General features: G+C 72.9%; 14 protein-coding genes. 8 read left to right on the forward strand and 6 right to left on the reverse strand.

Translation table 11 applies throughout. From position 1 onward, the window contains the following. Window positions 1-1,485: an extracellular solute-binding protein gene (locus tag ACIQMX_RS13365; protein WP_363072513.1), complete on the reverse strand. Its 1,485-nt coding sequence runs from the start codon at window positions 1,483-1,485 to the stop codon at window positions 1-3. A 145-nt stretch (window positions 1,486-1,630) separates the two neighbouring features. On the opposite strand from ACIQMX_RS13365, the gene ACIQMX_RS13370 reads away from it, so the two are divergent. Beyond that, the gene (locus ACIQMX_RS13370) at window positions 1,631-3,688 is read left to right on the forward strand and encodes a hypothetical protein (RefSeq protein ID WP_402477409.1); all 2,058 of its coding nucleotides are present in this window, start codon (window positions 1,631-1,633) and stop codon (window positions 3,686-3,688) included. Here the strand turns inward: ACIQMX_RS13370 and ACIQMX_RS13375 are convergent. Genes ACIQMX_RS13375 through ACIQMX_RS13390 form a run of 4 tightly spaced genes read right to left on the reverse strand, consistent with a single transcriptional unit; the run spans window position 3,634 to window position 9,779 of the window. Continuing rightward, window positions 3,634-5,313, reverse strand: a complete 1,680-nt coding sequence (locus tag ACIQMX_RS13375) for a DapH/DapD/GlmU-related protein (protein ID WP_402477412.1) — start codon at window positions 5,311-5,313, stop codon at window positions 3,634-3,636. The genes ACIQMX_RS13370 and ACIQMX_RS13375 overlap by 55 nt on opposite strands. Beyond that, the gene (locus ACIQMX_RS13380; protein ID WP_402477415.1) at window positions 5,300-6,652 is read right to left on the reverse strand and encodes a glycoside hydrolase family 28 protein; all 1,353 of its coding nucleotides are present in this window, start codon (window positions 6,650-6,652) and stop codon (window positions 5,300-5,302) included. Before ACIQMX_RS13380 ends, ACIQMX_RS13375 begins: the two co-directional genes overlap by 14 nt. Beyond that, entirely contained in the window at window positions 6,649-8,061 is a 1,413-nt protein-coding gene (locus ACIQMX_RS13385; protein ID WP_363072520.1) for a glycoside hydrolase family 28 protein, read from the reverse strand. Before ACIQMX_RS13385 ends, ACIQMX_RS13380 begins: the two co-directional genes overlap by 4 nt. Further along, on the reverse strand, window positions 8,058-9,779 hold the full coding sequence (locus ACIQMX_RS13390) for a hypothetical protein (protein WP_402477419.1): 1,722 nt from the start codon (window positions 9,777-9,779) through the stop codon (window positions 8,058-8,060). Before ACIQMX_RS13390 ends, ACIQMX_RS13385 begins: the two co-directional genes overlap by 4 nt. A gap of 237 nt (window positions 9,780-10,016) precedes the next feature. Here ACIQMX_RS13390 and ACIQMX_RS13395 point away from each other — a divergent pair, with 237 nt between their 5' ends. From ACIQMX_RS13395 to ACIQMX_RS13415, 5 genes are read left to right on the forward strand one after another with little or no spacing between them, the layout of a single operon-like run. Continuing rightward, window positions 10,017-11,024 carry a zinc-binding dehydrogenase gene (locus ACIQMX_RS13395; protein WP_402477422.1) on the forward strand — a complete coding sequence of 336 codons (1,008 nt, stop codon included), beginning with the start codon at window positions 10,017-10,019 and terminating at the stop codon, window positions 11,022-11,024. Window positions 11,025-11,058: 34 nt separating this feature from the next. Beyond that, a complete protein-coding gene (locus ACIQMX_RS13400; protein ID WP_402477424.1) occupies window positions 11,059-12,324 on the forward strand; it encodes a RuBisCO large subunit C-terminal-like domain-containing protein in 1,266 nt (421 codons plus the stop codon). Then, window positions 12,321-13,706 carry a four-carbon acid sugar kinase family protein gene (locus ACIQMX_RS13405; RefSeq protein ID WP_402477426.1) on the forward strand — a complete coding sequence of 462 codons (1,386 nt, stop codon included), beginning with the start codon at window positions 12,321-12,323 and terminating at the stop codon, window positions 13,704-13,706. The genes ACIQMX_RS13400 and ACIQMX_RS13405 overlap by 4 nt, the downstream gene beginning before the upstream one ends. Beyond that, entirely contained in the window at window positions 13,703-16,255 is a 2,553-nt protein-coding gene (locus tag ACIQMX_RS13410; RefSeq protein WP_402477429.1) for a family 78 glycoside hydrolase catalytic domain, read from the forward strand. Before ACIQMX_RS13405 ends, ACIQMX_RS13410 begins: the two co-directional genes overlap by 4 nt. 56 nt (window positions 16,256-16,311) lie before the next feature. Beyond that, window positions 16,312-19,320 carry a glycoside hydrolase family 2 TIM barrel-domain containing protein gene (locus ACIQMX_RS13415; protein ID WP_402477431.1) on the forward strand — a complete coding sequence of 1,003 codons (3,009 nt, stop codon included), beginning with the start codon at window positions 16,312-16,314 and terminating at the stop codon, window positions 19,318-19,320. Here the strand turns inward: ACIQMX_RS13415 and ACIQMX_RS13420 are convergent. After that, window positions 19,263-21,488, reverse strand: a complete 2,226-nt coding sequence (locus ACIQMX_RS13420; RefSeq protein WP_402477433.1) for a beta-galactosidase — start codon at window positions 21,486-21,488, stop codon at window positions 19,263-19,265. The two genes, ACIQMX_RS13415 and ACIQMX_RS13420, sit on opposite strands and share 58 nt — an antisense overlap. A 50-nt stretch (window positions 21,489-21,538) precedes the next feature. Here ACIQMX_RS13420 and ACIQMX_RS13425 point away from each other — a divergent pair, with 50 nt between their 5' ends. Beyond that, window positions 21,539-23,065 (forward strand): alpha-L-fucosidase, encoded by a 1,527-nt coding sequence (locus ACIQMX_RS13425; RefSeq protein ID WP_402477436.1) that lies wholly within the window; start codon window positions 21,539-21,541, stop codon window positions 23,063-23,065. Between the two features lie 11 nt (window positions 23,066-23,076). Further along, window positions 23,077-25,812: a family 78 glycoside hydrolase catalytic domain gene (locus ACIQMX_RS13430; RefSeq protein WP_402477438.1), complete on the forward strand. Its 2,736-nt coding sequence runs from the start codon at window positions 23,077-23,079 to the stop codon at window positions 25,810-25,812. The last annotated feature ends 130 nt before the right edge of the window (window positions 25,813-25,942 follow it).

The following is a 25,942-nucleotide window of genomic DNA, read 5'->3' on the forward strand; positions in this document are numbered from 1 at the left end:
TCACCAGTCGAAACCGGCCGCCACCTGGGACTTGATGTAGGCGGGGATGTCGGTCTTCTCGGTGATCTCCAGCGCCGAGGAGACCTTCAGCCCGTCCCGCAGGACGTGCTGCCGGAACACCATGTACAGCGGCAGGTCCCAGAACTCCGTGTTCTCGTAGTCCCGCACGACGGCGTTGTCGCCCCAGAAGACCGCCGAGGTGTCGATCCTGTCCAGTTCGGGGATCGCGGTGCCGAAGGCGGCCTCGACGGCGCCCGAGCGCAGCGCGGGCTTCAGGGCGTGGCGGGACAGCTCGGTCTGGCCCTCCTGCGACACCAGCCACTTGAGGACCTGGAGCGCCTGGGCCTTCTTGGAGGACTGCGGCGGCAGGAACGCGGCGATGGTGTTGGGCTGGTAGACGGCGTTGTCGCCGCTGCCGAGGACCGGCACGGACGTGATCCCCAGATCGATCTTCTTGGCCAGCTCGCGCCACTCGTCCGCGTCGTCCTCCTCCAGGTACAGCGAGCTGCCGGCGTACGCGGGAAGCTTGCGGAGGTTGTCCACGGCCATCGCCACGCTGCCGGTGGTCAGGTAGTCGTCCACCGTGGTGAAGATGTTGTGCGGGTGGAGCAGGAAGCGCTCCAGGTTGGCGCCGAGCCGCTGCCAGCCCTGCGAGGTGATGTTCACCTTCACGTCCTCGGGCGCGGGTGTGCCGCCCTGCCCGGGCACGAACGGATACAGACCGAGCTGGTTGAACTCCAGGTACATGTCCGGATGCTGGAGGTATCCCTTGTACGCGACCAGGTCCTGCTCGAAGGTCAGCTTCTTGGCGAGGCGGAAGGCCTCGTCGTAGGTGACGCCGTTGGCCGGGGTCCGCAGCCCCTTCCGGTCGAAGACCTTCTTGTTGTGGAACATGATGTACTCGTCCAGGAACACCGGAACGCCGTAGAGGCCGCCGTCCGAGCGGGCCTTGATCTGGGCGACGGCGCCCGGGTTGAGGGAGCCGAGGTCGATGCCGGTGGCCCGCAGGTCGTCGGTGAGGTCGCGGGTCCAGCCACGCGGTTCCAGGTCACGGTCGATGCGCCGGCGCGGGTCCTCCAGGATGATGTCGGGAACGACGCCCGCCTTGTCCAGGTCCTCGTACCGGACCGGCTGGTCCCAGGCCACGGCCTTGATCTTGAGGCCGGGGAAGGCCGCGCGCATCGCGTCGCCCACGACCGTGTCGAAGAAGCCGGGGTACTCGAACGGCTTGTAGTTGGCCATGAAGACGAACAGCTCGTCGTCGCAGACCTCGAACGGCTCGCCGTACTTGTTCGGGACGGCGGTGCAGGAGGCACCGGACGCGGAGGTGGTGACCCGCCCGGTGGCGGTACGGGCCTGGGCCGGAGTGGACGCGCCGATGCCTACTCCGGTGAGCGTCGCGGCGCCGACCGCGGCGGCGGCTCCGCCGACGAACTTACGGCGGCTCGGTGGCTGCTGTTCACTCTGGTGCGGGTGCGGGGTCATACGTGTGTCTCTCCTTCTGGGGGGAATCGCCGACGGCAGGACGAGGAGGCCGACCAGGAACGCCACTGGTATGCCAGGCGAATGCCACAATGGTTCACCTGACGGATCGAACGGTCAACAGTGCCTACAGAAAAGGGAGTTGTGAATGCTGAGGATCAGCAGCGGAGCCAGGTACGCCGAGTTCGCCGAAGACGACGGAAGGAGCCCGTCGCGGCTGGTGCTCGGCCACGACGACGAGGTGGGTCCGGACCGGCTCGCCATCCCGCTGGACGACCTCCTCGTCGTTTCCACCGGCCGCCCCTGGGCCCCCGCCCGGCCCGGCGTCAGAGCCTTCGAAGCCCGGTCCGCAGGGAACCGGCTGGAGATCCGCTGCACCCTCGCGGACCCGTCCGAGCTGGAGGTCCGCCTCCGCCTGGCCTTCGAGGGCGACCTGCTGCACCTCCGGACCACCTGGCGCTGGAACGGCGGCACCCCCTGCCGGGACGCCGTCCTGGGCATCGCCCTGCCGCTGCCCGGCGTGCACCCGGAGGCGGTCACGCTGCCCCAGGTCCTCTACCGGGGCAACCCCTCCTCCGACCCCGGCCGCGTCGTCCCGCGCCTGGCGGCGGACACCGGCGGACTCGTCGTCGAGGACCACCGGCTGCCCGTTCCCTGCGCACACGCCGAGTGGGCGAGTGGTGGCGCGGACCGGTATGCCACTCTGTTCGCGGCCCGGCCGGGCCCGGGCTCCCTCGGCGCGGTCCACCGGCCCCGGGGCGTCACCCTGCTCGGCGTGAGCGGCGCCCTGCTCCTCAACGGAGAGCCCGACGTCGCCTACGTCCACAAGGCCCGCACCGCCCCGTGCGCGGCCGGCTACCGCGACCTGGCCCCCGGCGACGAGCACCACGCCCACCACGCCCTCGACTGGGGCCGCACCAGCCGGCCGGGACACGGCTTCCGCACCCTCGTCCACCGCGGTCTGGCCCTGTACCGGCCGCGGGGCGCGAACCCGCTCTCCCAGGACGCACTGGTCCGCCTCAAGACCCAGGCCCTCGACCGGCGCTGGTACGACGACGGCGAGGCCGCCGGCTACCTCAAGTTCACCGGCCCCGGCCACCGGGCCGGGTTCATGTACGGATGGACGGGCCAGAGCCTCCGGCTCGCCTGGTGCGACGCCCGCCTGGGCATCGAGAACGACGAACCCCGGCGCGTCGAACGCTGCCGCAGGGCCGTGGAGTTCCATCTCGCCGGCAGCGCGGTCCCCGGCACGCCCGGACTGCGCCTCAGCTTCTACGCCACCCGGGAACGCCTCTGGACCGGGTTCGACGGGGATCAGGGCCCGTACGTATCGGCCCGGGCGTTCGGCGACAACCTCTGCGATCTCGCCGACATCGTACGGCTGTTCCGCCGGCACACCCTCGACGTCCCCGACGCATGGGTGCGGACGCTCACCGCGGGTGTCGCGGCGGCCTGCGGTGACGGGCCGCCGCCCTTCGGCTGGCACACCGACGGCACGCCCCTGGCCTCCTTCGCCGGGACGGCCGGGCTGCCCTGTGTCCTCGCGATGCTCAAGACGTACCGCGTCACCGGCGAGCCGCACCTGCTCCGGGACGCCGAGGCGCTCGTGGAGGTGTACCACCGGCGCTTCGCCGACGACTACACGACCCCCTTCGCCCGCGCCACGCTCGACGCCGCCTGCGAGGACAAGGAAGGCGGCATGGCCTACTTCCTGTGTGCCTACGAGCTGCTGCGGCTCACCGGCGCGCAACGGTGGGCCGATCGTGCCCAGGAGGCCGCCGACTGGCTCCTGACCTGGGTCTACCAGTGGGACACGCCCTTCGGGCACGGCTTCTCCACCACCGGCTGGCCCGCTGTCAGCGTCCAGAACCACCACGTCGACGTGTTCTTCCCGGCGTACGAACTCGCCCGGCTGGGCGACCTCGTGGACCGGCCGGTCTACCGCGAGCTCGGCGAGCTCATCCTGAACGCCCTCGGCCAGGGCGTCTGCACGCGGCCGGGGGAGTGGGGCTTCGACGACCCGGGAGAGCAGGCCGAGGGCTTCTTCCCCACGAACTGGCAGGACCGCGGAAGCAGCAACACCTGGAACCCCTCCTGGGTGACGGCCCAGGTGTTGTCCCAGGTGCTGCGCATGCGGTCCGGCCGGTCGCCTCAGCCGGCGCCGCCGGGCGCCGGCTCGGGCCGGTGGATGCCCCGGGGGCGGTAGCCGAGCGCCTCGCCGACCCCCAGCAGGTCGGCGAGCAGCCAGGTCACCGCGAGCCACATCTCCGTGCCCTGCAGTCCGGGAAGGCGGTCCTTGCGCTCCCCGGGCTCCAGGGCGAAGGAGAACCCGGCGCCGTCCTGCCACCTGCTCAGAACCCGCTCCAGCTGTCCCCGCGCCCAGTCCCGGCCCTCGCCGGCCCGGTGCCCGGTGCGCCGGGCGCAGAGCCACAGCGGATGGGCCACGTCCAGGACGTCGCACGCCGTGCCCCGGTCCGGACCGAACCACGCCGGATCGAGGCTGTGCTCCAGCACCGTGTCCACCACCCGCTCCGGATACGGAACCGGCAGCCCGAACTGCGCGAAGGACCCGCGCGAGACCCGGTAGAAGCCGTTGACCGGCTGCCGCCAGCCCTCCCTGGCATCCGGCTCGCCCCACAGGCCGTGCCGCGGGTCGGCCCGCGACAGCAGCCAGCCGAACAGCGCCTCGGTCTGTGGCGAGGCGCCCGGGGAGCCGTCCCGGGAGGCGAAGTACAGCGCCGTCCCCACCCCGTCCACCCAGTTCCCGCTGCGCCACGCCTCGGTACGCCACGGCAGCGCGTCCAGCCGCTCCACCAGCCGCCCGGCCGGAAGTCCGGTGACGGCCCGCACCGGGTGCGCGAAGCGTGAGCCGAGCAGGCCGAGCGCGTAGCCGGCACAGAGGATGTGGTACATCGCCGCGTGGTCGTCCAGCGACGGGGCGGGACCGCTGATCTCCGGCACGAGGCCCGTTTCAGGGTCCTGGAGCGCCCGCAACCGCTCCACCAGCGCGTCGCGGTCCTCACCGGGCGGCGGGCCGCCCAGCAGCAGGTCGGCGATCTCCACCGCGTCGCAGCCGGCGCGCACCGTCGGCGCGGCCCCCGGCCGGTCGGCGGGCACGCCCTGCGTACGGCAGCGGTCCAGTACCCCGGTCGCCTGCTCCCGGGCCCGCCGCGCGAACGCCTCCAGCCGTGCGTCGAGACCGCCCGCCGGCGTCCGGGCGGAGGAAGAACCCGGGGCCGGCGCGGTGTCCCGCCGGTCCCGCAGCCGCCGTGCGGGGCTGCCCGCCGCCACCGACCAGGCCGGCAGGTCCTTGGTGACCACCGCCCCCGCCCCGACGACGCAGTGGTCGCCGATGGTCACCCCGTCCACGACCACCACGTGGGAGCCGATCCACACGTCGTCGCCCAGCACGATCCCCTTCGAGGTCAGGGGCTGTTTGTGGACCGGCGCGCCGGGCGCGAAGCCGTGGTTGAACCCCAGCAGCGAGGTGTGCGCCCCCACTCGGACCCCGTCTCCCATCAGCACTTGGCCGCGGGCCGTGGAGAACGGGTTGAGCGTGCAGTTGCGGCCCATCGACACCTCGTCGGTGACGACCGCGTGCGCGCCGACGTACGACCGGTCGCCCATGCGCAGGGAATCGGTGTGGACGCCCGCCCACGGAGACACGAACACCCGGTCGCCGAACTCGGCCGTCCCGCCGTCCGCGCGCAGCCGCTCGGCGAGCGCCGCCTGGTGGGCGAGCTGCGCGGCCCGCTCCTCGTCGTCGCTCCTGCTCCAGAACTCCCAGGGGCAGTGATCGAACCGCCCGGGGCGTGCCTCACCGGCCGTCATGGCCACCCGTCACCTTCTCCCTCATGTATCCGGACACGTGCGTGACGATGTCCTCCTCCGCCAGTTCCCCGAAGCTCACGTCCTCCAGGAGCAGTTCCCGGATCGGCGCGTGGGCGTATCCCCGGGCGAGCACGCCCCGGCGGGCCCGGCCGACCGTCGCCCGGCTGACGCTGACGTTCTCCACCCGGGGCGGGTGGGCACCCGTGTCACCCTCGCCCCGGTCGAAGTCGCAGGTGATGAACTCCTTGGTCAGGTGGGTGACCGTCAGGTCCGTCAGGTGGACGTTCTCCGCGAAGCCGCCGCGCACCGAGTTGGTCTTGATGTACAGGCCGAAGTACAGGCCCGGGCCGCCGATGCGGCAACGCCGTACGTACACGTTGCGGATGCCCCCGGTCATGTCGCTGCCCAGGGTGATCGCTCCGTAGCGGTGACGCAGCACGCAGTCCTCGACCACGATGTTCTCGCTCGGCGTGGCGACCCGGCGGCCGTCGGCCTCGCGCCCCGACTTGATGGCGATGCAGTCGTCGCCGGCCGTGATGTCGCAGCGCCGGATCACCACGTCCCGGCAGGACTCCGGGTCGATGCCGTCGTTGTTGGGGCCGATGCTGTCGATCACCACGTCCTGGACGGTGACGTTGGTGCACAGCACAGGGTGGATCTCCCACATGGGCGAGCGGATGATCGTCACCCCCTCGATCAGCACGCCGTGACACCGCCGGAACTCGATGAAGTCGGGGCGGAAGTACCGTCCGTCGGCGTACACGCGCTGTTCGACCGGGTCGTTGTCCTCGGCCTGCCGCCACAGCTCGGGCCAGTCCTGCTCCTGGTGCGGCATGCCCGGACGCCAGCCGAACTCCTCCTGCCCGGCCCAGGGCCACCAGTGCTCCTCGTCGGCCTGGCCGTCCAGCACACCGGAACCGGTGACCGCGATGTCCCGCTCGTCGTGGGCATGGATGAACGGGGCGTAGCCGTAGCACTCCACGCCCTGGAACCGGGTCAGCACGGGCGGCAGGTACCGGGCCGGCTCCTGGACGAAGCGCAGCGTGGCGCCCTCCTCCAGATGCAGCTCGACCTGGCTGCGCAGCCGCACGGGACCCGTGAGGAAGACTCCGGGCGGGACGGTGACCCGGCCGCCGCCCGCCGAGTGGCAGGCGGTGACGGCGAGTCTGATCGCGAGCGTGCAGTCGGTCCGCCCGTCGCCGGACGCGCCGTACGTGGTCACCGGGAAGTCGCGGGCGGGGAACCGGGGCGGCACCACCCTGGCGGTCACCGCGTCCGCCTCGGCCCACGGGTCCCGGACCGGAGGACCGGCCGGATCCATCGTCCGCGGGCCGGTCAAGGCGACGCCTCCTGGCCGTTGATGGTGACGTTGCGCAGCACCAGCCCCTCGATGTTGCGCTGCTCGTTCGGGCCGGTCATGCCGTTGAAGGCGCAGTCGCTCAGCAGTACGTCGTGGATCGGGTTGGCGTCGTTGCCGATGAAGGTCCAGGCGCGCGGTCCCGCGCTGGTGGTGACCCGGTGGATCTCGATCCGCCTCACATCCGGGTAGAAGTCGCCGCTCTCCACCCGCTCGTAGTCCAGCGCGATCTCCACGACGGCGTCCCCGACCTCGCCGACGGTGATGTCGTGGCACAGCACATCGCGCAGGTAACCGCCGCGCAACGGGTTCGACTTGAGGCGGATGGCCCGGTCCAGGCGCGGGCTGTCCATCACACAGTTGCGTGCGACGATGTCGGAGATGCCGCCGGAGTTCTCGCTGCCCAGCGTGACGCCGCCGTGCCCGTCACGCATCTCGCAGCGCTCGACCAGGGCATGCTCCATCGGCACACCCACCCGCCGGCCGTCGGCGTTCTTGCCGGCCTTGAAGGCGATGCAGTCGTCGCCGGTGTCGAAGAGGCAGTCCTGGATGAGGACGTACGAGCACGACTCGGGGTCCACACCGTCGTTGTTCGGCCCGACCGGGCTGTCCACGGTGACACCGCGCACGGTGACGTTGGTGGACAGCACCGGGTGGATGTTCCACATCGGCGAGTTGCTGACCGTGACGCCCTCGACGAGCACGTCCTGGCAGCGGTAGAACTGGATCATGTTGGGCCGCAGATGGTGACCCGCGCCGAACACCCGTTGCGGCACGGGGACGTCCGCCTCCCCCATCGCCAGCAACTGCTTGATGTCGGGGTTCTGCGGTGAAGGGCCCCCGTCCACCCCCTTGGTCCAGTCCCACCAGTGCGTCCAGTCGGCCTGCCCGTCGAGGGTGCCCCGCCCGGTGACCGCCACCGTGCGGCACTCGAAGGCGTACACCAGCGGCGAGTAGTTGAAGCACTCGACGCCCTCGTACCGCGTGTAGACGGCCGGCAGATACGCCTCCGGCTCCTGCCGGAACCGCAGGGTGGCGCCCTCCTCCACATGGAGATCGATCCGGTCCCGGAGGTGGACCGCCCCGGTCAGCCATTCGCCGGGCGGCACCACGACGTGCCCGCCGCCCGCCCGCGCACATGTCTCGATGGCGTCCCGGATGGCGTCCGTGCAGTCGTGCACGCCGTCCCCGACGGCTCCGTGGTCGGCGATCGACACCCGCCGGTCGGGGAAGCGCGGGTCGTGGATCCTGGCGAGAATGCGGGCGGCCCGGCGCTGCGCCCCGGGCACGGCGGACCCTTCCGCCTGCGCGGCGGATGCGGTGCCTGCGGCCACCCCGGCGGCGGCGAGCCCCGCCGTGGCGAGGAAGGTCCTTCGGTCGGGGGCGTTCACCAGGACCACTCCTTCGCGGGAACGTGCAGCGTGTGCTCGCGCAGGGGGGCCTGCGGCGAGGGGGTGCGGTGGGGATACATGGGTCGGGTGACTCCTTCCGGGTCGATGCCGATGACGTCGTCGCCGCGCCAGCGCGTGCGGTACACACGTCCGGCGGCGGTCTCGTCGGTGACGTTCTCGGGCAGGGGAAAAGTGACGGTGACTCGCTCGCCCGCGCGGGGCTCGCGGACCGAGAGCGATCCGTCGAAGGCCCACAGGCCGGGCTCGTGCCCGTGCAGGGTGCGCTCGCTCCCGCCGGGCGTGGCGCGCACCACCCGTACCTGCGCGTAACCCGCCCAGGCGGGGACGCGCAGCCGCAGTTCGCGGCAGTCCTCGCGGATGTCGAGGTCCACCCTCCCGGTGTGCGGGAGGTGGCTGAGCACATGGACGAACCGGCTGCCGCGGTTGAGCAGCAGGTTGACGCGGACCAGCCGCTCGTCGCCGGTGACGGCGAGGGACCAGCCGGTGAACAGGCCGCGGACGCCGGATCCGACGCAGCAGGCCTGTACGTCCGCGGTGTGGCCCCGGCCGAGGACGCTGTCGCTGACGTAGTCGTTGGGCGCGCCGTATCCGGCGAACGCGCCGCGCAGCCGCTCACCGATCCGGTGGTGGGTCACCCATCCCGGCTCGTCGAGCGTGCGGTCGGGGGCCGAGCGGACCCACGAGACGTCCAGGAGCTGAGCGGAGGTCAGATGGCCTCGCAGGAAACGCTCCAGTACGCCCCAGTAGCGGTGGTGGCCCGCGCCGGCCAGGGTACCCGCGATGGCGATCAGGTCCACCAGGGAGCAGGTCTCGTGCTCGTAGCGCTGGCCGGCCAGGTCGCCCGGCGTCCACCCGAAGGCGGTGCACCGGCCGAGCGCCCAGTCGAAGGAGCGGCGCACGAACTCGGTCAGGGCGTGGTCGCCCGAGTCCACCGCGTACCGCGCCAGGCCGTCCAGGGTGCCGAGCCGGGTGTGGAAGTGCCCGCTGCGGTAGGCGAGCGCCGCGTTGAACGAGCCGTCCGGCAGGAACACCCCGCTGTGCTCGGTGATCAGCCGGGCGAACCGCCCGCACAGTTCCCAGGCCTGTTCGTTGCCGGTCAGCCGGTGCCAGCGCAGCAGCGGCATGATGAGCCGCCCGCAGAACGACGCCGGATCCGGGGCCAGATGGAGCTGTACCGCGTTGGCGGAAGGCCAGCCGCGGTCGGTGTACTCGGACGCCGGGTAGTACCAGACGTCGCGTTCCTTGACCGCGATCCGGTGCAGTGCCGCAACCAGCCGGTCGGCCGCTGACGCGGCCTCCTCGTCGCCGCACTCCTGGTACCGGGTGGTGAGCGCGAGCAGGGTGGCGCGCTGGTCGATCATGTTCGCGTTCGGCTCCCAGTGGCCGCGCGGATGGCTGCGCCGCCGGGTGAGCCCGTCGTCGCCGATCAGGGCGATCAGTGTCTTCCTGTACACCGCCTCCACGTCGCCCCACGACGAGACGCCGGTCATCTGCCGGGCGAGTACGCAGGCGTCGGTGAGCCGGCCGTGGCTGGAGCCGTAGTCCCAGTCGCCGTGCCGCAGTTCGGCCGGTTCGGCGGTCAGGTCGGCACCGAAGAAGGGGATGCCGCCGAGATCGGGGTCGGCCAGACCCACCACGGCGTTCATGGCCAGCTCGGCCCGTTCTTCCAGGAGCAGGGTTGCTGGTATGCCAGTCATCTTTTCCACGCCGTCTCTGAGTCCGGTGATTCAGTGGTGCGCGCGTCGGGGAAAGACGCTAAGCGTGGTGGCCAAGGGCGTCAAGAGCGGCGAAAGTGCTGTACACGACCGCTTGTTGGGGTGGTTGAGGGTGTTGACGTCACCTTTCAGGGGTTCTACGGTTCCGGACGTTCGCCCCTCTCCAGGTGGCATGCCAGCAACCGGTGAGACAGGGGTGAGGGAGTGGGCGGAGGACCGATGCGCAGTGCCGTGCTGAAACGGGCCGGCGGAATCGAGATCGAGGATTCGGGGATTCCGTCCTTCGGTGAGGGGGAGGCCCTGGTCGAGATGCGGGCGGTCGGCCTGTGCGGCAGCGACACCGCGGCCTTCCGCGGCCGCCATCCGTTCCGGGAGCCACCGGTGGTTCTGGGCCACGAAGGAGCGGGCCGGGTGGCGGAGGCCGCCGACGGGACGGTTGCCCGGGGCACCAAGGTCGCCGTACTGCCACTGGCCTCCTGCGGGCGGTGCGGACACTGCGAGAGTGGGCTGTCCCATCTGTGCGCCTACCGGCGGCTGCCCGGCGCGGGCCTCCCCGGGCTTCTCGCCCAGTACGTCGTGCTGCCGCGGCGCGCCCTGGTTCCGCTGCCGGGTGCGCTGTCGTACGCGCAGGGCGCGCTGATCGAGCCCGCCGCCGTGGCCTGGCACACCGTCGGGACGGCGGGCGTGCGGTACGGGACCCGCCTGGCGGTGCTCGGCGCGGGCACCATCGGCCATCTGACCGCGGCGGTCGCCCGCCTGCACGGCGCCGAGGACGTCCTCGTCACCGACGTGCGCCCCCGGGCACTCGGCCTGGCCGCCCGCGCCACCGGCTGCCGCACCCTGGACGCCCGCTACGGAGAGGTGGCGGGCGAAGGACGGGCCGGTGCCTTCGATGCCGTCGTCGTCGCCTCCGGGCACCCGGGCTGCATGGACGAGGCGCTCGCCCTGTGCCGTCCGCGCGGCACCGTCGTCGTGCTGCCGATGTTCGGCGAGACGGCGCGCACCGGCCTGAACCCGCTGGTGCTCAAGGAGATCCGGGTCAAGGGCTCCTCCCTGTACACCCCCGGCGACTTCCGCGCCGCGGCCCGTGCCGTGGCCGGCGGCGCGCTCGACGTACGACCCCTGATCACGGCCGAACCGGCGCCGCTGGCCACGGCCCAGGACGCCTTCGAGGAGCTCGACCGGGGGAGCGACGTCATGAAGGTCCTGCTGGATCCGGCGCGCTGACCCCGAAGAGAGCCCCTACGGAAGAGAGGCAGGCATGGCGGACGAACAGGTCGTCGCGGTCTACGACGTCGAAAGCTGGCTGCAGCCCCGGGCAGCGGCCGCGGTACTGGCGAACGAGCAGTCCACCGGCACCTTCGTACGCGTCCCGGGCGAGAGCGACGAACTGCGCACCCGGTTCGCGGCGACCGTCCTGGAGGTGACCGCCCTCCCCGACTCGGGCAACCCCCCGCTGCCCGGGGCGACCAGACCCCCAAGGGCCGGCCCCCGCCCACACCGTGCCCGCGTCCGGATCGCCTTCCCGCTGCACAACTTCGGCCCCTCCGTTCCGAACCTGCTGGCAGCGGTCGCGGGCAACCTCTTCGAACTCCGCGAGATGGCCGCCGTACGCCTGGTCGACCTCGACCTTCCCGCCGCGTTCGCCGGACGCTACCCGGGCCCGGCCTTCGGCACGGCCGGCACCCGGCGCCTCATGGGCGCACCCGACGGCACCCTGATCGGCACGATCGTCAAGCCCGGGGTCGGCCTCCGGCTCGATGCGCTGCGCCCTCTGGTGCGTGAACTGGCCATGTCCGGGATCGACTTCATCAAGGACGACGAACTCAACGGGAACCCGCCGCACGCCCCCCTGGCTGAGCGGATCAAGGTCGTCAACGAAGAGCTCGACCGGGCCGCCGGCCTCACCGGCCGCCGCACCATGTACGCCTTCAACATCACCGACGACATCGGACGCCTGGAGGCCAACCACGACCTGGTGCGCGAGGCCGGCGGCACCTGCGTGATGGTGTGCGTGCAGACCGTCGGCCCGGCGGGCGTCGCCCATCTGCGCGAACACGCGACGCTGCCGATCCACGGGCACCGTGCCATGAGCGGGGCGCTGCTGCGCAGCCCCCAGCTCGGCCTCGGCCCCCTGGTGTTCCAGAAACTCGCCCGGCTCTCCGGAGTCGACCAGCTCCACGTCGGCGGCATCGGCAGCAAGTTCTACGAGACCGACGAGGACGTGGTCGCCTCCGTCCACGCGATGCGCACCCCGTTCCTCGGCGGCTACGAGGCCCTGCCCGTGCTCTCCTCCGGCCAGTGGCCCGGCCTCGCCCACCGCACCCTGGAACTCACCGGCACACCCGACCTGCTCGTCCTGGCCGGAGGCGGTATCCACGCCCACCCGCAGGGCCCCGGCGCCGGCGTCGCGGCGATGCGCTCGGCGTGGCGGGCGGCGGCGGAAGGCGAACCACTGGCCGAGGCCGCCGCCCGGGACCGGACACTCGCCCTCGCCCTCGAACGGTTCGGCGGGATCCGCGGATGACGGCCGCATCCACCGGCCACGGCCCGGCCTCCGGCGTGACCCCGCCCCTGGCGGCGTTCTACGGCGACGACGTCACCGGGTCCACCGACGCTCTCGCCCAGTTCCACCGGGCAGGCCTGCGCGGTGTCCTGCTCTTCGACGCCGGCGCGGTGCGGGAGACCGCCGCAGGGGGAGGGTTCGACGTGATCGGGGTGGCGGGCGCCGCCCGCGCGCTGCCCACCGCCGAGATGGCCGCCGTGATCCGGCCCGCTCTGGAGCAACTGCGCGCCACCGGGGCCGGGTTCATTCAGTACAAGATCTGTTCCACCGCCGACTCCTCACCCCGGACGGGGAGCCTGGGCCGTGCCGCCGAGATCGGCCACGAGGTGTTCGGCCGGGCGCCCGTGCCCGTCCTGGCCGCGCAGCCCGACTTCGGACGGTACACCGCCTTCGGCCACCACTTCGCCCGGGACGACGACGGCCGGGTGCACCGTCTCGACCGCCAGCCCACCATGTCCCGCCACCCGGTCACCCCCATGGGCGAGTCCGACCTGCGCGAGCACCTCCGCAGACAGACCGGACTCCCGGTCAGCGGCCTCGACCTGACGGCGTACGAACTTCCCCTCGCCGAGGCCCGGCTCGCCTACCGGGCGGCCGCCGCCGGCCGCCCCGGACTCGTGGTGCTGGACGCGCTGACGCCCGCGCACGCCCGGCACGCGGCCCGACTGGCCCTGGGCGGTCCGTCCCCCGTCTTCGCACTCGGTTCGGGCGGCCTCAGTCTCGCGGCCGGTCAGATCCTCGCAGGCACCGGGCGGACCCTTCCCTACGGCTCGCCCGAACCCGCCCGGGCGATCGTCGTCTCGGGCAGCCGGGCGCTCCGCACCGCCGCCCAGATCCGCCACGCCACGGAGCACGGCTGGGCGGGCGTGCCCGTGCCGGTGGACCCGGACCACGGCTGCGACGACTCGCCCGCCGCCCTGGCCCGGCTCCGCGGTGCGGTGCTGCGCGCCCTCGGCGGCCGCGCACCGGGTGTCGTCGTGCACGCCGTGCCGGCCGGCCGCCGCGACGTTCCGGGCACCGACCCCGCGGACCGCCTCGGCGGCATCCTGGCCCACGCCGTACGGGCCGCCGTCGATGCCGGAGTGCGCAGGGTGGTGGTGGCGGGCGGCGACACGGCGGGACGGGTCGCCGCCCGCCTGGGCACCCGCACCGCCGAGATCGACACCCTGCTCGCCCCCGGCGCGGCCCTGTGCCGGCTGTCGTTCGAAGACCCGCGCCTCGACGGCGTGTCGGCCGTCCTCAAGGGCGGCCAGGCCGGCCCGGCCGACCTCTTCGACCGCGTTGCCGGACGCATCCGCTCCACCGATCCGACCACCGACCCACCCAGGGAGCCCGGGACGTGACGACCGCACCGCACACTCTGCGTACGGCCTATCTCGCCGACCCGCTCGGCATCGACGAGCAGCATCCGGACCTGTCATGGCGGCCCGGCGGCCGGCAGCGGGCCTACCGGATCCAGGCCGCCACCGACCCCGGCCTGCTGCGCTCCGGTACCTGCGACCTCTGGGACAGCGGACCGGTGGAGGACCCGCGCAGCACCTGCGTCCGCTACGGCGGCAAACCGCCCGGCGCCCGCCGGCGAGTCTGGTGGCGGGTCCGGGTCCGGTACGACGACGGACTCTCGCCCTGGAGCTCCGCCGCGACGTGGGAGACCGGGCTGCCCACCGCGGCGGAATGGTCCGGCGCCCGGTGGATCACCGCGCCTGACACCGGCGGGCCCACCCGGCTCCCGCTGCTCGCCCTGGACTTCCATCTGCCCTCCGCCCCGGTCACGGCCCGCCTCCACGCCACCGCCCTCGGTTCCTACGAGGCCTCCGTCAACGGCGTCCGCGCGGGCCGCGCGCTCCTCGAACCCGGCTACACCGACTACGGAACCCGTCTGATCTACACCACCTACGACATCACCGCCGCACTGCGCCCGGGCGACAACACCGTGGGGCTGAGCCTCGGCAACGGCATCGCGCACGCCCCCGAGGTCCCGGGGCGGTACGCCAAACTCCACATCGACCACGGCCGCCCCCGGGCCATCGCCGTACTCCACGCCGTCCTCGCCGACGGGACCTCCACCAGACTCGTCACCGACGGGGCCTGGCATGCCGCCGGGGGCCCCGTGACCCTGTCGGCCTGGTTCGGCGGCGAGGAGTACGACGCGCGCCTCGAACGGCACGGATGGGACCGGCCCGGACACGACCGCACGGGTTGGAGCGCCGCCGTCGAGGCCCCGCTGGCGGGCGTGACGCTGAACGCCCGCACCCACCCGCCCGTCGAGGCGGTCGACACCGTCGCGCCGGTATCGGTCGCCGGACCGAGGCCAGGCATCCATGTCTTCGACCTCGGCGTCAACGTCGTGGGCCGCCCGCGCCTGACGGTCACCGGACCCGCCGGCGCGTCCGTCGTGATCCGCCCCGCCGAACTGCTCGCCGACGACGGCACGGTGAACCAGCGCTTCACCGGGGCCCCCTGCTACGACCGCTACACCCTGCGCGGGGACCCGGAAGGCGAGGCATGGGCCCCGGCGACGGTGTACCACGGATTCCGCTACCTCCAGGTGGAGGGACTGCCCGCAGACCCCGCGCCGGACACCGTCCGCGGCGAGGTCATGCGGACCGCCAACGCGCGTGCCGGAGGTTTCAGCTGCTCGTCGGAGCTGCTGAACGGCATCCACCGCATCATCGACCGGGCCGTGCAGGGCAACATGTTCAGCGTCCTCACCGACTGCCCGAACCGCGAGAAGCTCGGCTGGCTGGAGCAGACCCACCTCGTCCTCCCCGCCGTCGCCGGCGGCTACGACGTCGCCGCGTACTACCGCAAGCTGGTGCGCGACATGGCCGACGCGCAGACCGCCGAAGGCCTCGTGCCGGGCATCGCACCCGAGTACACCGTGTTCGAGGACAAGTTCCGCGACGACGCCAACTGGGGCGGCGCCCTGGTCCTCGCCCCCTGGCACCTGTACCGCATCTACGGCGACACCACGACACTGCGCACCCACTACCCGGACATGCTGCGCTACCTCCGGCACCTCCACTCCCGCTCGGACGACGGCCTGCTGCTGCACCACGGACTGGCCGACTGGATCGCGTTCGACAACTCCACCCCCAAGGCAGTCACCGCGACCTACGCCCATCAGCGCATCGCCGCCGCGCTGGGCGACATCGCCGAGGCGATCGGCCGGCCCGACGACGCCGCCGCCCACCGCCGGCTCGCGGACCGCGTCGCCCGGGCCTTCCACACGGAGTTCTTCGACGCGGGCCGCCACACCTACGGCAGCGGCAGCCAGGCCTGCGACGCGCTGGCCCTGGAGACGGGCGCCGTCCCCGCCGAGGAGATCCCGGCCGTGCTGAACCACCTGGTCGACTCGGTCCGGGCGGCGGACGATCACGTCACCGTCGGCGAGATCGCCCTGCCCGCACTGCTGCGCGTCCTGTCCGCGCACGAACGCGACGACGTCGTCGCGGACCTGCTGAACCGCACCGACCGCCCCAGCTACGGCTACCAGCTCGCCCATGGCGCGACGGCGCTGACCGAACGCTGGGACGGCCCCACCCGCGGCTCCTCCCAGAACCACTTCATGCTCGGCGCCGCTTCCGAATGGCTCACCGCCTCCCTGGCGGGCCTGCGGCAGGCGGCGGACTCCGTCGCGTACGAGCGCATCGTCGTCCGGCCCGCCCCGGTCGGCGGCCTCACCCGGGCCGGCGCCTGGTACGAGACACCGCGGGGACGCGCCGCCGTGGCCTGGCACCGACGGCCGGACGCATTCCGGCTGACGGTCACGCTGCCGCCCGGCGCACCGTCCCGGGTGGAACTGCCACTGCCCGGCGGCGGCCGGGACGTACGGGAAGTGGAGCCAGGCACTTGGGAGTTCACGGTTCCGGGCGACTGGACGACGCGATGACCGAGCGGCCGCCGCCCGAGCGGCGACCGCAGCCGCGGGACGAAGGAGAGGGACCGATGACGGACACGGACCACCCGGCGGCGACCGCGCCGCACCACGGTGGCCCTACGGCCACCACCGCCTCGGGGGCCTACTGGGCGGATCTGACCCCGGGCAGCGGCCGTCTCGCCCCGCGCGCCCGTTTCCCGCTCGGAGGCCGGCGGCTGGACCTCGCAGGCACCTGGTCCTTCCGCCTTTCGCCGGTCGCCGACGCGCCGCTCGACTTTCTCGCGCCCGGCGGCCCCGCCGACGACGCCCCCTCCTGGTCACCGCTGACCGTCCCCGGCCACTGGGTCCTCCAGGGCCACGGCACACCGCGCTACACGAACACCGCCTACCCGTTCCCCATCGACCCGCCGCACGTCCCCGACGCCAACCCGACCGGCGACCACCACCGCACCTTCGACCTGCCCGACGACTGGCCGGTCACCGGCACCGGCTCCACCGTGCTGCGCTTCGAGGGCGTCGACTCCTGCTTCAAGGTCTGGCTCAACGGTGTCGAACTCGGCACGTCGAAGGGCAGCCGGCTGCCCTCGGAGTTCGACGCCGGACCCGCACTGCGCCGCGGCCGCAACGACCTCGCGGTACGCGTCCACCGCTGGTCCTCCGGCAGCTACCTGGAGGACCAGGACATGTGGTGGCTGCCCGGCATCTTCCGCGACGTGACGCTGCTGGAGGTCCCGCCGGGTTCGATCGGCGACTGCTTCGTGCACGCCTCCTACGACCACGAACGAGGCAGCGGCACCCTGCGCATCGAGTCCGACGTCCCCGCGCTCGTGTCGCTGCCCGGCCTCGGCATCCACGACCACCCCGCCGACCGGCCGATCACGCTGCCCGGCGTCGAACCGTGGAGTGCCGAGCTGCCCCGCCTGTACGACGCCGCCCTCGCCCCCCTCTCCGGCGCCGCGCCAGTCCGCCTGCGCGTCGGTTTCCGCACCGTGGCGATCCACGACGGCCGCTTCACCGTCAACGGCGTTCCCGTGCTGCTGCGCGGCGTCAACCGGCACGAGCACGACCCCGACCGGGGCCGCGCCATCGGCCGCGACACCATGCGCGAGGACCTGCTCCTGATGAAGCGGCACAACATCAACGCGGTGCGTACGGCGCACTACCCACCGCACCCCGCCTTCCTCGACCTCTGCGACGAGCTCGGCATGTGGGTCATGGACGAGTGCGACCTGGAGACCCACGGCTTCATCCACGCGGACTGGGAGGGCAACCCCGCAGACGACCCCCGGTGGCGCCCGATGATCCTGGACCGGATGCGGCGCACCGTCGAGCGCGACAAGAACCATCCCAGCGTCGTCATCTGGTCCCTGGGCAACGAGAGCCACCACGGAACCAACCTGCAAGCCCTCGCCGACTGGACCCGGGAGCGCGACCCGTCGCGGCCGCTGCACTACGAGCGGGACCGCACCTACCGCCACTCCGACTTCTACAGCCTGATGTATGCCCCCGTGAACGAAGTGGACCGCATCGGCCGCCATGAGGAGGAAGCGCCCCCCGAGACGGCCGACGCCCCCGAGGCAGAGGCCCGTCGACGACGACTGCCCTTCCTCCTCTGCGAGTTCGCACACGCCATGGGCAACGGTCCCGGCTCGCTCGCCGAGTACCAGCGCACCCTGGAATCCCACCCACGCTGTGCCGGAGCCTTCGTCTGGGAGTGGATCGATCACGGGCTGCGCCGCACCGGCGAGGACGGCGGGACGTACTTCGCCTACGGCGGCGACTTCGGGGACAGCCCCCACGGCGGCACCTTCTGCATCGACGGGCTGCTCTTCCCCGACCGCACGCCCTCGCCCGGCCTCGCGGCGTACAAGAAGGCCATCGAGCCGGTCGGGATCGGCCTCGACCCCGCGACCGGCCGGATCGCACTGAGCAACCGTTACGACGCGCGGGACCTGGCGCACCTGGTGTTCCGCTGGACCCTGGAGACCGACGGGACCCCGGTGGCGGAAGGCGAGCTGAAGACGCCACCGGTGCCCGCGCGCCGGCAAGCGGACATACCCTTCCCGGAACTGCTCCGTCCGTCGGACCCGCCCGGCCGCGCCGCCGGGCCTGCGGGGGAGACCTGGCTGACCGTGCGCGCCGTGCTGGCGGCCGACGAACCGTGGGCACCGGCCGGTCACGAGGTCGCCTGGGCCCAGACCCGCGTCGGCGGGCCCGTCCGCCGCCCCGCCGCCACGGGAACCGGGAGGACCCCGGCGGCCGCCTTCGACGAGCGCACCGGGCTGTTGACGGACCTGGCGGGCCTCGAACTGGAGGGCCCCTGCCTCGACGTCTGGCGGGCGCCCACCGACAACGACCGGGGAATGGGCGAGAACTCCGTGCTGCGCCTCTGGCGCAAGGCGGGCCTGGACCGCCTGGTGCCGCGCACCGAGAGCGTCGAGCGACTCCCGCACGAGTTGCTCGTGCGCTCCAGATGGGCGCCGGACGGCCTGCCGCACGGTCTGCGTGTCTGCCACACCTGGGCGCCGGACGGCGAGGCGCTGCGGCTGAGCGTCGAGATCACCCCGGACGGCCCCTGGGCCGGCCTGACCCTGCCACGTATGGGCGTGCGCTTCACGCTGCCCGCTCGCCACGACCGGGTCCGCTGGTACGGGAAGGGTCCGGGAGAGGCGTACCCGGACAGCGAACAGGCCGCCCGCGTCGGACTGTTCGCCGCGGACGCAGCGGCGCTCCAGACCCCCTATGTCGTCCCGCAGGAGAACGGACGGCGGGCGGACGTCCGCTGGGCCGAGCTGACCGACCCCGCCACCGGCCGCGGCCTCCGCGTGGAGGCGGCAGGCGGGATGGGAGTGTTCGGCCTCACCGTCCGCCCCTGGTCCGTCGAGCAGCTCGAAGCGGCCGCTCATCCGCACGATCTGATGCCGGGCGAGCGCCTCCACCTCCATCTGGACGTCGCCCAGCACGGACTGGGCAGCGCCTCCTGCGGGCCGGCGCCCCTGGGCTGGCACCAACTGCGGCCTCAGCCCTGGCGGATGGATCTCCTGCTGATTCCGCTCGCGCCCGGCGGTCCGGCGTGAGCCGCGCCGTCCGTGCGGAGCACCCGGACGTCCCACGCGCCCAGCCGCAGCTCCTCACCCGGGGCGAGGCGCTCCTCGCCGAGTACGTCCCGTACCGCTCCGGGCACCGCGACCCGCACCGGCTCCCACGCCCAGTTGTGGACGAACCACAGGCGCTCGCCGAGCCCGTTGCGGGCCGAGGTCACGTGCACCGTCGCGGGCAGCGGGCCCCAGCACGCCGCCGCGGTCATGCCGCCCGCCACCTGCCGGGCCAGCGCCTCGGCGAAGGTGCTGTCCGGCAGCGTCCCGACGTAGGTCACCCGGCCGCGCCCGTGGTCCCGGACGGTCGCGGCCGGCCACCTTCCGAAGTGCGGGTGGACGTAGTGGGCGATCGGCAGGGCATCCTCCGGCTCCAGGCCGTCGGCCCACTCCAGGGCCCGCGCGCCGGACGCGAGCCGCAGCCCGGACCCCTCGGCCGCCGTGACGGCCAGCGGTCCGCTCAGATTCGAGTGCTCCACGCAGCGCACCCCGGCCGCCGCCCGCAGCACCGCACCGGGGGCGGTCTCGGCGCGGACCCGCGCCTCCTCGTCGGCGTAACCGGTCCGCAAGGTCAGCACCAGGTGGCCACCGGAGCGCGCGTACCCGTCGAGAAGGCCGGGCAGTTCGCTGTCGCACACGTACAGAGCGGGCACCACCAGGATGCCCGGGAGCGTGTCCGGGGAAAGGCGCAGGGAGGTGGCGAGCTGTCGGGGCGACATGATCCGGGCCTGCGCGCCCGCGTCGAAGAACCCCTTGAAGAACGCGCCGAATATGCGCTCGTACGAACGGGGGTCAGGGCTGAAGGTACCCGGGAGCGACAGCGGCGGCTGGCACCGCATCGCCCAGTCGCTCTCCACGGACCGGACGAAGACCACGTCCGCGTCCGGGACCAGCCCGCTCAGGCAGTCCCCGGCGGACTCGAACTCCGACGCCACCCGGTCGACTTCGCGCAGAGTGCGGCCGGGTTCGAGGTCGTGCCCGAGCACGCCGCCCCAGTGGGTCTCCGCCCCGTACGGCAGCGTGTGCCAGTGCCAGTACTGCACCAGGCGCGCGCCCCGCGCGGCGAGCGTCCAGGCGGCCTGCCGCAACTGCCCGTCGTAACCGGGACGGCTGGAGTGCGAGGCGTCGATGGAGGAGGCGTTCGTCTCGGTGACCAGGAAGGGCTCCTGGCGCGCGCCCCACAGCCGGTCCGCCGACAGGTGGATCTGCCACACTCCCCGGCCGAACCAGCCGCCCTCGTACCGTCGGCCCTCGTCGGGCAGCGCCACCTCGTCCTGCGCCACGTAGTAGACATTGCCGGCCGTCACATCCAGTGCCTCCGTGACCGCCTCCTCGTCCACCGCCGGGCGGGTCACCGCCAGGCAGGTCGTGACGTACTGCCCCGGACGGGCGTACTCGCGCACGATGTCCGCCTGCCAGGCGATGAACTCGGACGTCAGGTCCGCCTGATAGCGGCGCCAGGCCAGGTCGTAGGACGGGGTGGTGTTGCCGCCGGGCCTCCACAGCTCGGTCCAGGAGGACAGCCGGTGCGACCAGTAGGTCAGTCCCCACGCGGAGTTGAGCCTCTCCACGCTTCCGTACCGCGCGCGCAGCCGGGCCACGAACTCCTCGAACACCCCGTCGTTGTGCAGCAGGAGCAGACCCGGCTCGTTGTCCACCTGGAACCCGGCCACCGCGGGGTGGTCCGCGTGCGCCGCGACGACACGGCGCACCACCCGCTCCGCGTACCCGCGGAACACCGGGTGGGTGAAGTCGACTTCCTGCCGGGCGCCCCACGGCACCCGGCCGCCGTCGGCCCGGACCGCGGCGATCTCCGGGTGGGCGCGCTGCAGCCACGGCGGCACCGCGTAGGTCGGGGTACCGAGCAGCACCCGGATGCCGCGGGCGTGCGCCCCGTCCAGGACCGGCACCACCCAGTCCACGTCGAAGACCCCGTCCGAGGGCTCCCAGGTGGACCACACCGACTCGCCGACCCGGATCAGCGAGATCCCCGCCGAGGTCATCAGATCGAGGTCCGTCTCCAGGCGGTCGGTGGGCTGGTACTCGTGGTAATAGGCGGCCCCCACCCGGACCCGGTCGGTATCCGCGGCTGCTCGCCCGCGTCGTACGGTGCGCCCCGGCCGTTCCGGTCGTTCGAGGAATTCAGACATGGCCAGAAGGTGGCATGCCACCTGAATGCCGTCAAGGGAGAGGGAGTTGGATGTCCGCCGACCATGACATGAGGAACACCTACCGGCCCGACTGGGATTCACTGCGCGGCCACCGGGTGCCGGACTGGTTCCGCGACGCGAAGCTCGGCATCTGGGCGCACTGGGGCCCGCAGTCCGCGGCCCGCAGGGGTGACTGGTACGCCCGCCACCTCTACGGCGCCTACGAAGGCACCGAAGGATTCGAACGGGATCGGACAGCGCGTCAGACGGCGTACCACCGGCAGCACTTCGGCCACCCATCCGTCTTCGGCCACAAGGATCTGTGCCACTCCTGGAAGGCCGAACGGTTCGACCCGGAGAAGCTGATGGACCGCTTCCGCAGGACCGGCGCCCGCTACTTCGTCTCCCTGGCGACGCACTGCGACAACTTCGACCTGTGGGACTCCTCCCACCAGCCGTGGAACTCCGTCAACGTCGGACCTCGCACCGACATCGTCGCGCGCTGGGCCGATGCCGCCCACGCCGCCGGACTGCGCTTCGGCATCAGCATGCACGCCGGCTCCTGGACGTGGCGCTGGCTCGACTCGGCGTTCGGCCGGGACGCCGACGGCCCCCACGCGGGCGTCCCGTACGACGGACACCTCACCGCGGCGGACGGCACCGGCACCTGGTGGGAAGGACTCGACCCACGGGCCCTGTACGGCCGCCCCCGGCGCCCCGGCGACAAGCCGGACGCGGCCTTCGTCGACGACTTCTACGGGCGGCTGCGCGAGGCAGCCCTCCGCCACGACGCCGACCTCGTCTACCTGGACGACTCCCGGATGCCCTTCGACGAGGGAAGCGTGTGCCAGGCGGCCCCGCCGAGCCACCGCGGTCTGGAGTTCCTCGCCGAGTACTACGCCCGCAGGCCGGAGGGAACCGTCTCCATCAAGACCATTCCCGACGAGCACCGCGGCGCGGTACTCCTCGATGTCGAACGCGGGCAGCTCGGTGGTCTCGACCCGCACCCCTGGCAGTACGACACCAGCATCGGCGACTGGTTCTACGCCGACGGTGAGCGCTACAAGACAGCGCCCGAGATCGTTCACCTGCTGGTCGACACCGTGTCCAAGAACGGCTGCCTGCTCCTCAACGTCCCCCAGCTCCCGGACGGCACCATCGACGAGGCGACCGGTGCCGTACTCGACTCGCTCGGCGCCTGGACCGACAGGTGCGGCGAAGCCGTCTTCGGCAGCCGCCCCTGGAAGGTCTACGGAGAAGGCCCCACCAACGTCACCGGCGACCGCGCGCGGGAGAAGGCGCTCGTCTACACCCCGCACGACCTCCGCTTCACCGTCGGCGCCGACCGCCGCACCCTCTACGTCTTCCTGATGGCCTGGCCCGACGACCGCACCGTCCGCATCGGGAGCCTCGCCCCTTCCCGGGGCCTGGTCAGCACGCCGCCCCGCCGCATCACCCTGCTCGGCACCGACACCCCGGTCCGCTGGACCGAGGGCCCGGACAGCCTCGACGTCCAGCTGCCCGCCGGCCGGCCCCCCACCCCGTACGCGCAGGTCCTGCGCGTCGAACTGGACTGAGAGGACCCGCCGTGCAGTACCCGACGACGGTGACCGCCCCCGCCTTCGAACACCACCGCCACGCACTCGGCATCGGCGAACCCGTCCCGCGCCTGAGCTGGCGGACCCTGACGGACGAACCCGACTGGACGCAGCGCGCCCACCACGTACGGATCACCGGAGCCGACGGTGCGGTACTCACCGACACCGGGCGCACCCCCGGTGCCGAGTCCGTGCTGGTGCCCTGGCCCGGCCCTCCGCTCGCCTCGCGCGATCGCGCCACCGTCCGGGTACGCGTGTGGGGCGGCGCCGACGACACGCCCAGCCCCTGGTCCGAGCCCGCCCACGTCGAGACCGGGCTGCTGGCCCCCGCCGACTGGAGCGCCTCGTTCGTCACCCCCGACACCGGCGACGACGAGGACGCACTGCCGGTGGCCCTGCTCCGCCGGGAGTTCCGCATCGACGCGGACATCGCCTCCGCCCGCCTCTACACCAGTGGCCTGGGCGTCTACGAGAGCGAGATCAACGGAGTCCGCGTCGGCGACGAGGTACTCGAACCCGGCTGGTCCTCCTACCACCACCGGTTGCGCCACCGCACCCACGACGTCACCGCCCTGCTGCGGCCCGGCCCCAACACGATCGGCGCCCTCCTCGGCGAGGGCTGGTACACCGGACGCCTCGGCTGGGACGGCGGCAGCCGCCACCACTACGGGAGGCGGCGCGCCTTCCTCGCCCAGCTCGAGCTGCACCACACCGACGGCACCGTCCGGACCGTCGCCACCGACTCCGCCTGGCACGCGGCCACCGGCCCCGTGCTGCGCTCCGAGCTGTACGACGGCGAACACTACGACGCCCGACTGGAGCGGGACGGCTGGTCCCGGCCGGGCCACGACACCCGTGACTGGTCCCCGGTGCGCGAACTCCCGCCGCCCACCGCCCGGATCACCGCACCCACCGGCCCACCGGTCCGCCGCACCCGCACGGTCCCCGTTCGCGAGGTACTCACCACGCCCTCCGGCCGTACCGTGGCCGACTTCGGCCAGAACCTCGTGGGACGGCTCCGGATACGCGTCACAGGACCCGCCGGACACACCGTCACCGTGCGCCACGCCGAAGTCCTCGAACACGGCGAACTCGCCGTGCGTCCCCTGCGCGGGGCCGCTGCCACCGACACCTATGTGCTGCGCGGCACGGGGGAGCCCGAGACCTGGGAGCCCCGCTTCACCTTCCACGGGTTCCGCTACGCGCAGTTCGACGGCTGGCCCGGCCCCTTCGAGGCGGCCGCGGTCGAGGCCGTCGTCCTCCACACCGACCTGGAGCGCACCGGATGGTTCGACAGTTCGGACGCGATGCTGAACCGCTTCCACGAGAACGTCGTCCACTCACTGCTCGGCAACTTCGTCGACCTCCCCACCGACTGCCCGCAGCGCGACGAACGGATGGGCTGGACCGGAGACATCGCCGTGTTCGCACCCACCGCAGCCTTTCTGTACGGCTGCACCGGCATGCTGTCCGGCTGGCTGCGCGACCTCGCAGCCGAACAGCTGGCCCGCCCCGACGGTTCGGTGCCCCTGGTGGTCCCCGACATTCTCGACCCGCCGATGGGCGGACAGCCGCATGCCCTGTGGGGAGACGCCGCCGTCCTGGTCCCGTGGGAGCTGTACCGGGAGACCGGTGATCTGGAACTCCTGCGCACCCAGTACCCGTCCATGACCGCATGGATCGCGTGCGCGTCCGGCCACGGGGCCCAGGACGGCGGGCTGTGGCGGGACCCGGACCAGCTCGGCGACTGGCTGGACCCGGGGGCGCCGCCCGACGACCCCGCCGCCGCCCGCACGGATGCCGGGCTCGTCGCACTGGCCCACCTCGTCCATTCCACGGACCTGCTGGCCGCCATCGGGGAGCTGCTGGACGAGAAGGACGACGCCGCCCGCCATCGCGCCCTGGCCATCCGTCTTCGTGGCGCGTTCGCCGACGAGTTCGTCACTCCGGCCGGACGTCTCGCATCCGACTCCCAGACCGCCTACGCGCTGGCACTGTGCTTCGGTCTGTTGCCCGGGGAGGCACAGCGGCGGCGCGCCGGGGAACGTCTCGCGCAGCTCGTGTGCCGGGCCGGGTTCCGTATCGCCACCGGCTTCGCCGGAACTCCGCTCGTCTGCGAGGCGCTCTGCCTGGCCGGCCACGCCCCGCTCGCCCACCGCATGATCGCCGAGCGGCACTGCCCGTCCTGGCTCTACCCCGTCACCATGGGAGCGACCACGATCTGGGAGCGCTGGGACTCGATGCTGCCCGACGGCAGTGTCAACCCGGGGCAGATGACGTCCTTCAACCACTACGCGCTCGGCTCGGTGGCCGACTGGCTCCACCGCACCGTGGCAGGTCTCGCCGCCGCCGAGCCCGGCTGGCGCCGCATCAGGGTGGCACCCACGCCCGGTGGCACGCTGACCCGTGCACGCGCCGTCCACCTCACGCCCTACGGAGTGGCCGAGGCCGGCTGGCGCATCGAGGGGGCGACGCTGGTCGTGGAGGTCCTGGTGCCGCCCGGAACGCGGGCCGACATCCATCTCCCGGGCGGCGCGGCGCCACTGGCCCGGGGCGCGGGACGCCATGTGTTCGAAGTCCCGCACGTCGCCGACGGCCGGACGGTGACGGCGACGGGCCACCCGTTCGTCGCGGGCAGCGACGAGGACTGCGGCTGCGGTCTGCCGGACCAGGGGGCGGCACCGCCCGGTGATTCCCGCGCCGGGGCCGGCGCCACCCTTTCGTGATCCCCGGCGACGGCGCCGGCGGCATCGTTGCGCGATCCCTGCGGCGGTGCCGCCGACCGGCGGTTGCGGGGGAGTGCGGCCGGGGTTCCAGCAAGGGGGCGGCGGCCGGACCGGACTCCGAGTGGATCCG

The organism is Streptomyces sp. NPDC091416 (assembly GCF_044756845.1).
Classification (GTDB): Bacteria; Actinomycetota; Actinomycetes; order Streptomycetales; family Streptomycetaceae; genus Streptomyces.

Coding starts and splice junctions, on each gene's coding strand:
- ACIQMX_RS13375 (WP_402477412.1), bottom strand. CDS start 5,313: ATGACGGCCGGTGAGGCACGCCCCGGGCGGTTCGATCACTGCCCCTGG.
- ACIQMX_RS13420 (WP_402477433.1), bottom strand. CDS start 21,488: ATGTCTGAATTCCTCGAACGACCGGAACGGCCGGGGCGCACCGTACGA.
- ACIQMX_RS13395 (WP_402477422.1), top strand. CDS start 10,017: ATGCGCAGTGCCGTGCTGAAACGGGCCGGCGGAATCGAGATCGAGGAT.
- ACIQMX_RS13370 (WP_402477409.1), top strand. CDS start 1,631: ATGCTGAGGATCAGCAGCGGAGCCAGGTACGCCGAGTTCGCCGAAGAC.
- ACIQMX_RS13425 (WP_402477436.1), top strand. CDS start 21,539: ATGTCCGCCGACCATGACATGAGGAACACCTACCGGCCCGACTGGGAT.
- ACIQMX_RS13365 (WP_363072513.1), bottom strand. CDS start 1,485: ATGACCCCGCACCCGCACCAGAGTGAACAGCAGCCACCGAGCCGCCGT.
- ACIQMX_RS13405 (WP_402477426.1), top strand. CDS start 12,321: ATGACGGCCGCATCCACCGGCCACGGCCCGGCCTCCGGCGTGACCCCG.
- ACIQMX_RS13390 (WP_402477419.1), bottom strand. CDS start 9,779: ATGACTGGCATACCAGCAACCCTGCTCCTGGAAGAACGGGCCGAGCTG.
- ACIQMX_RS13400 (WP_402477424.1), top strand. CDS start 11,059: ATGGCGGACGAACAGGTCGTCGCGGTCTACGACGTCGAAAGCTGGCTG.
- ACIQMX_RS13415 (WP_402477431.1), top strand. CDS start 16,312: ATGACGGACACGGACCACCCGGCGGCGACCGCGCCGCACCACGGTGGC.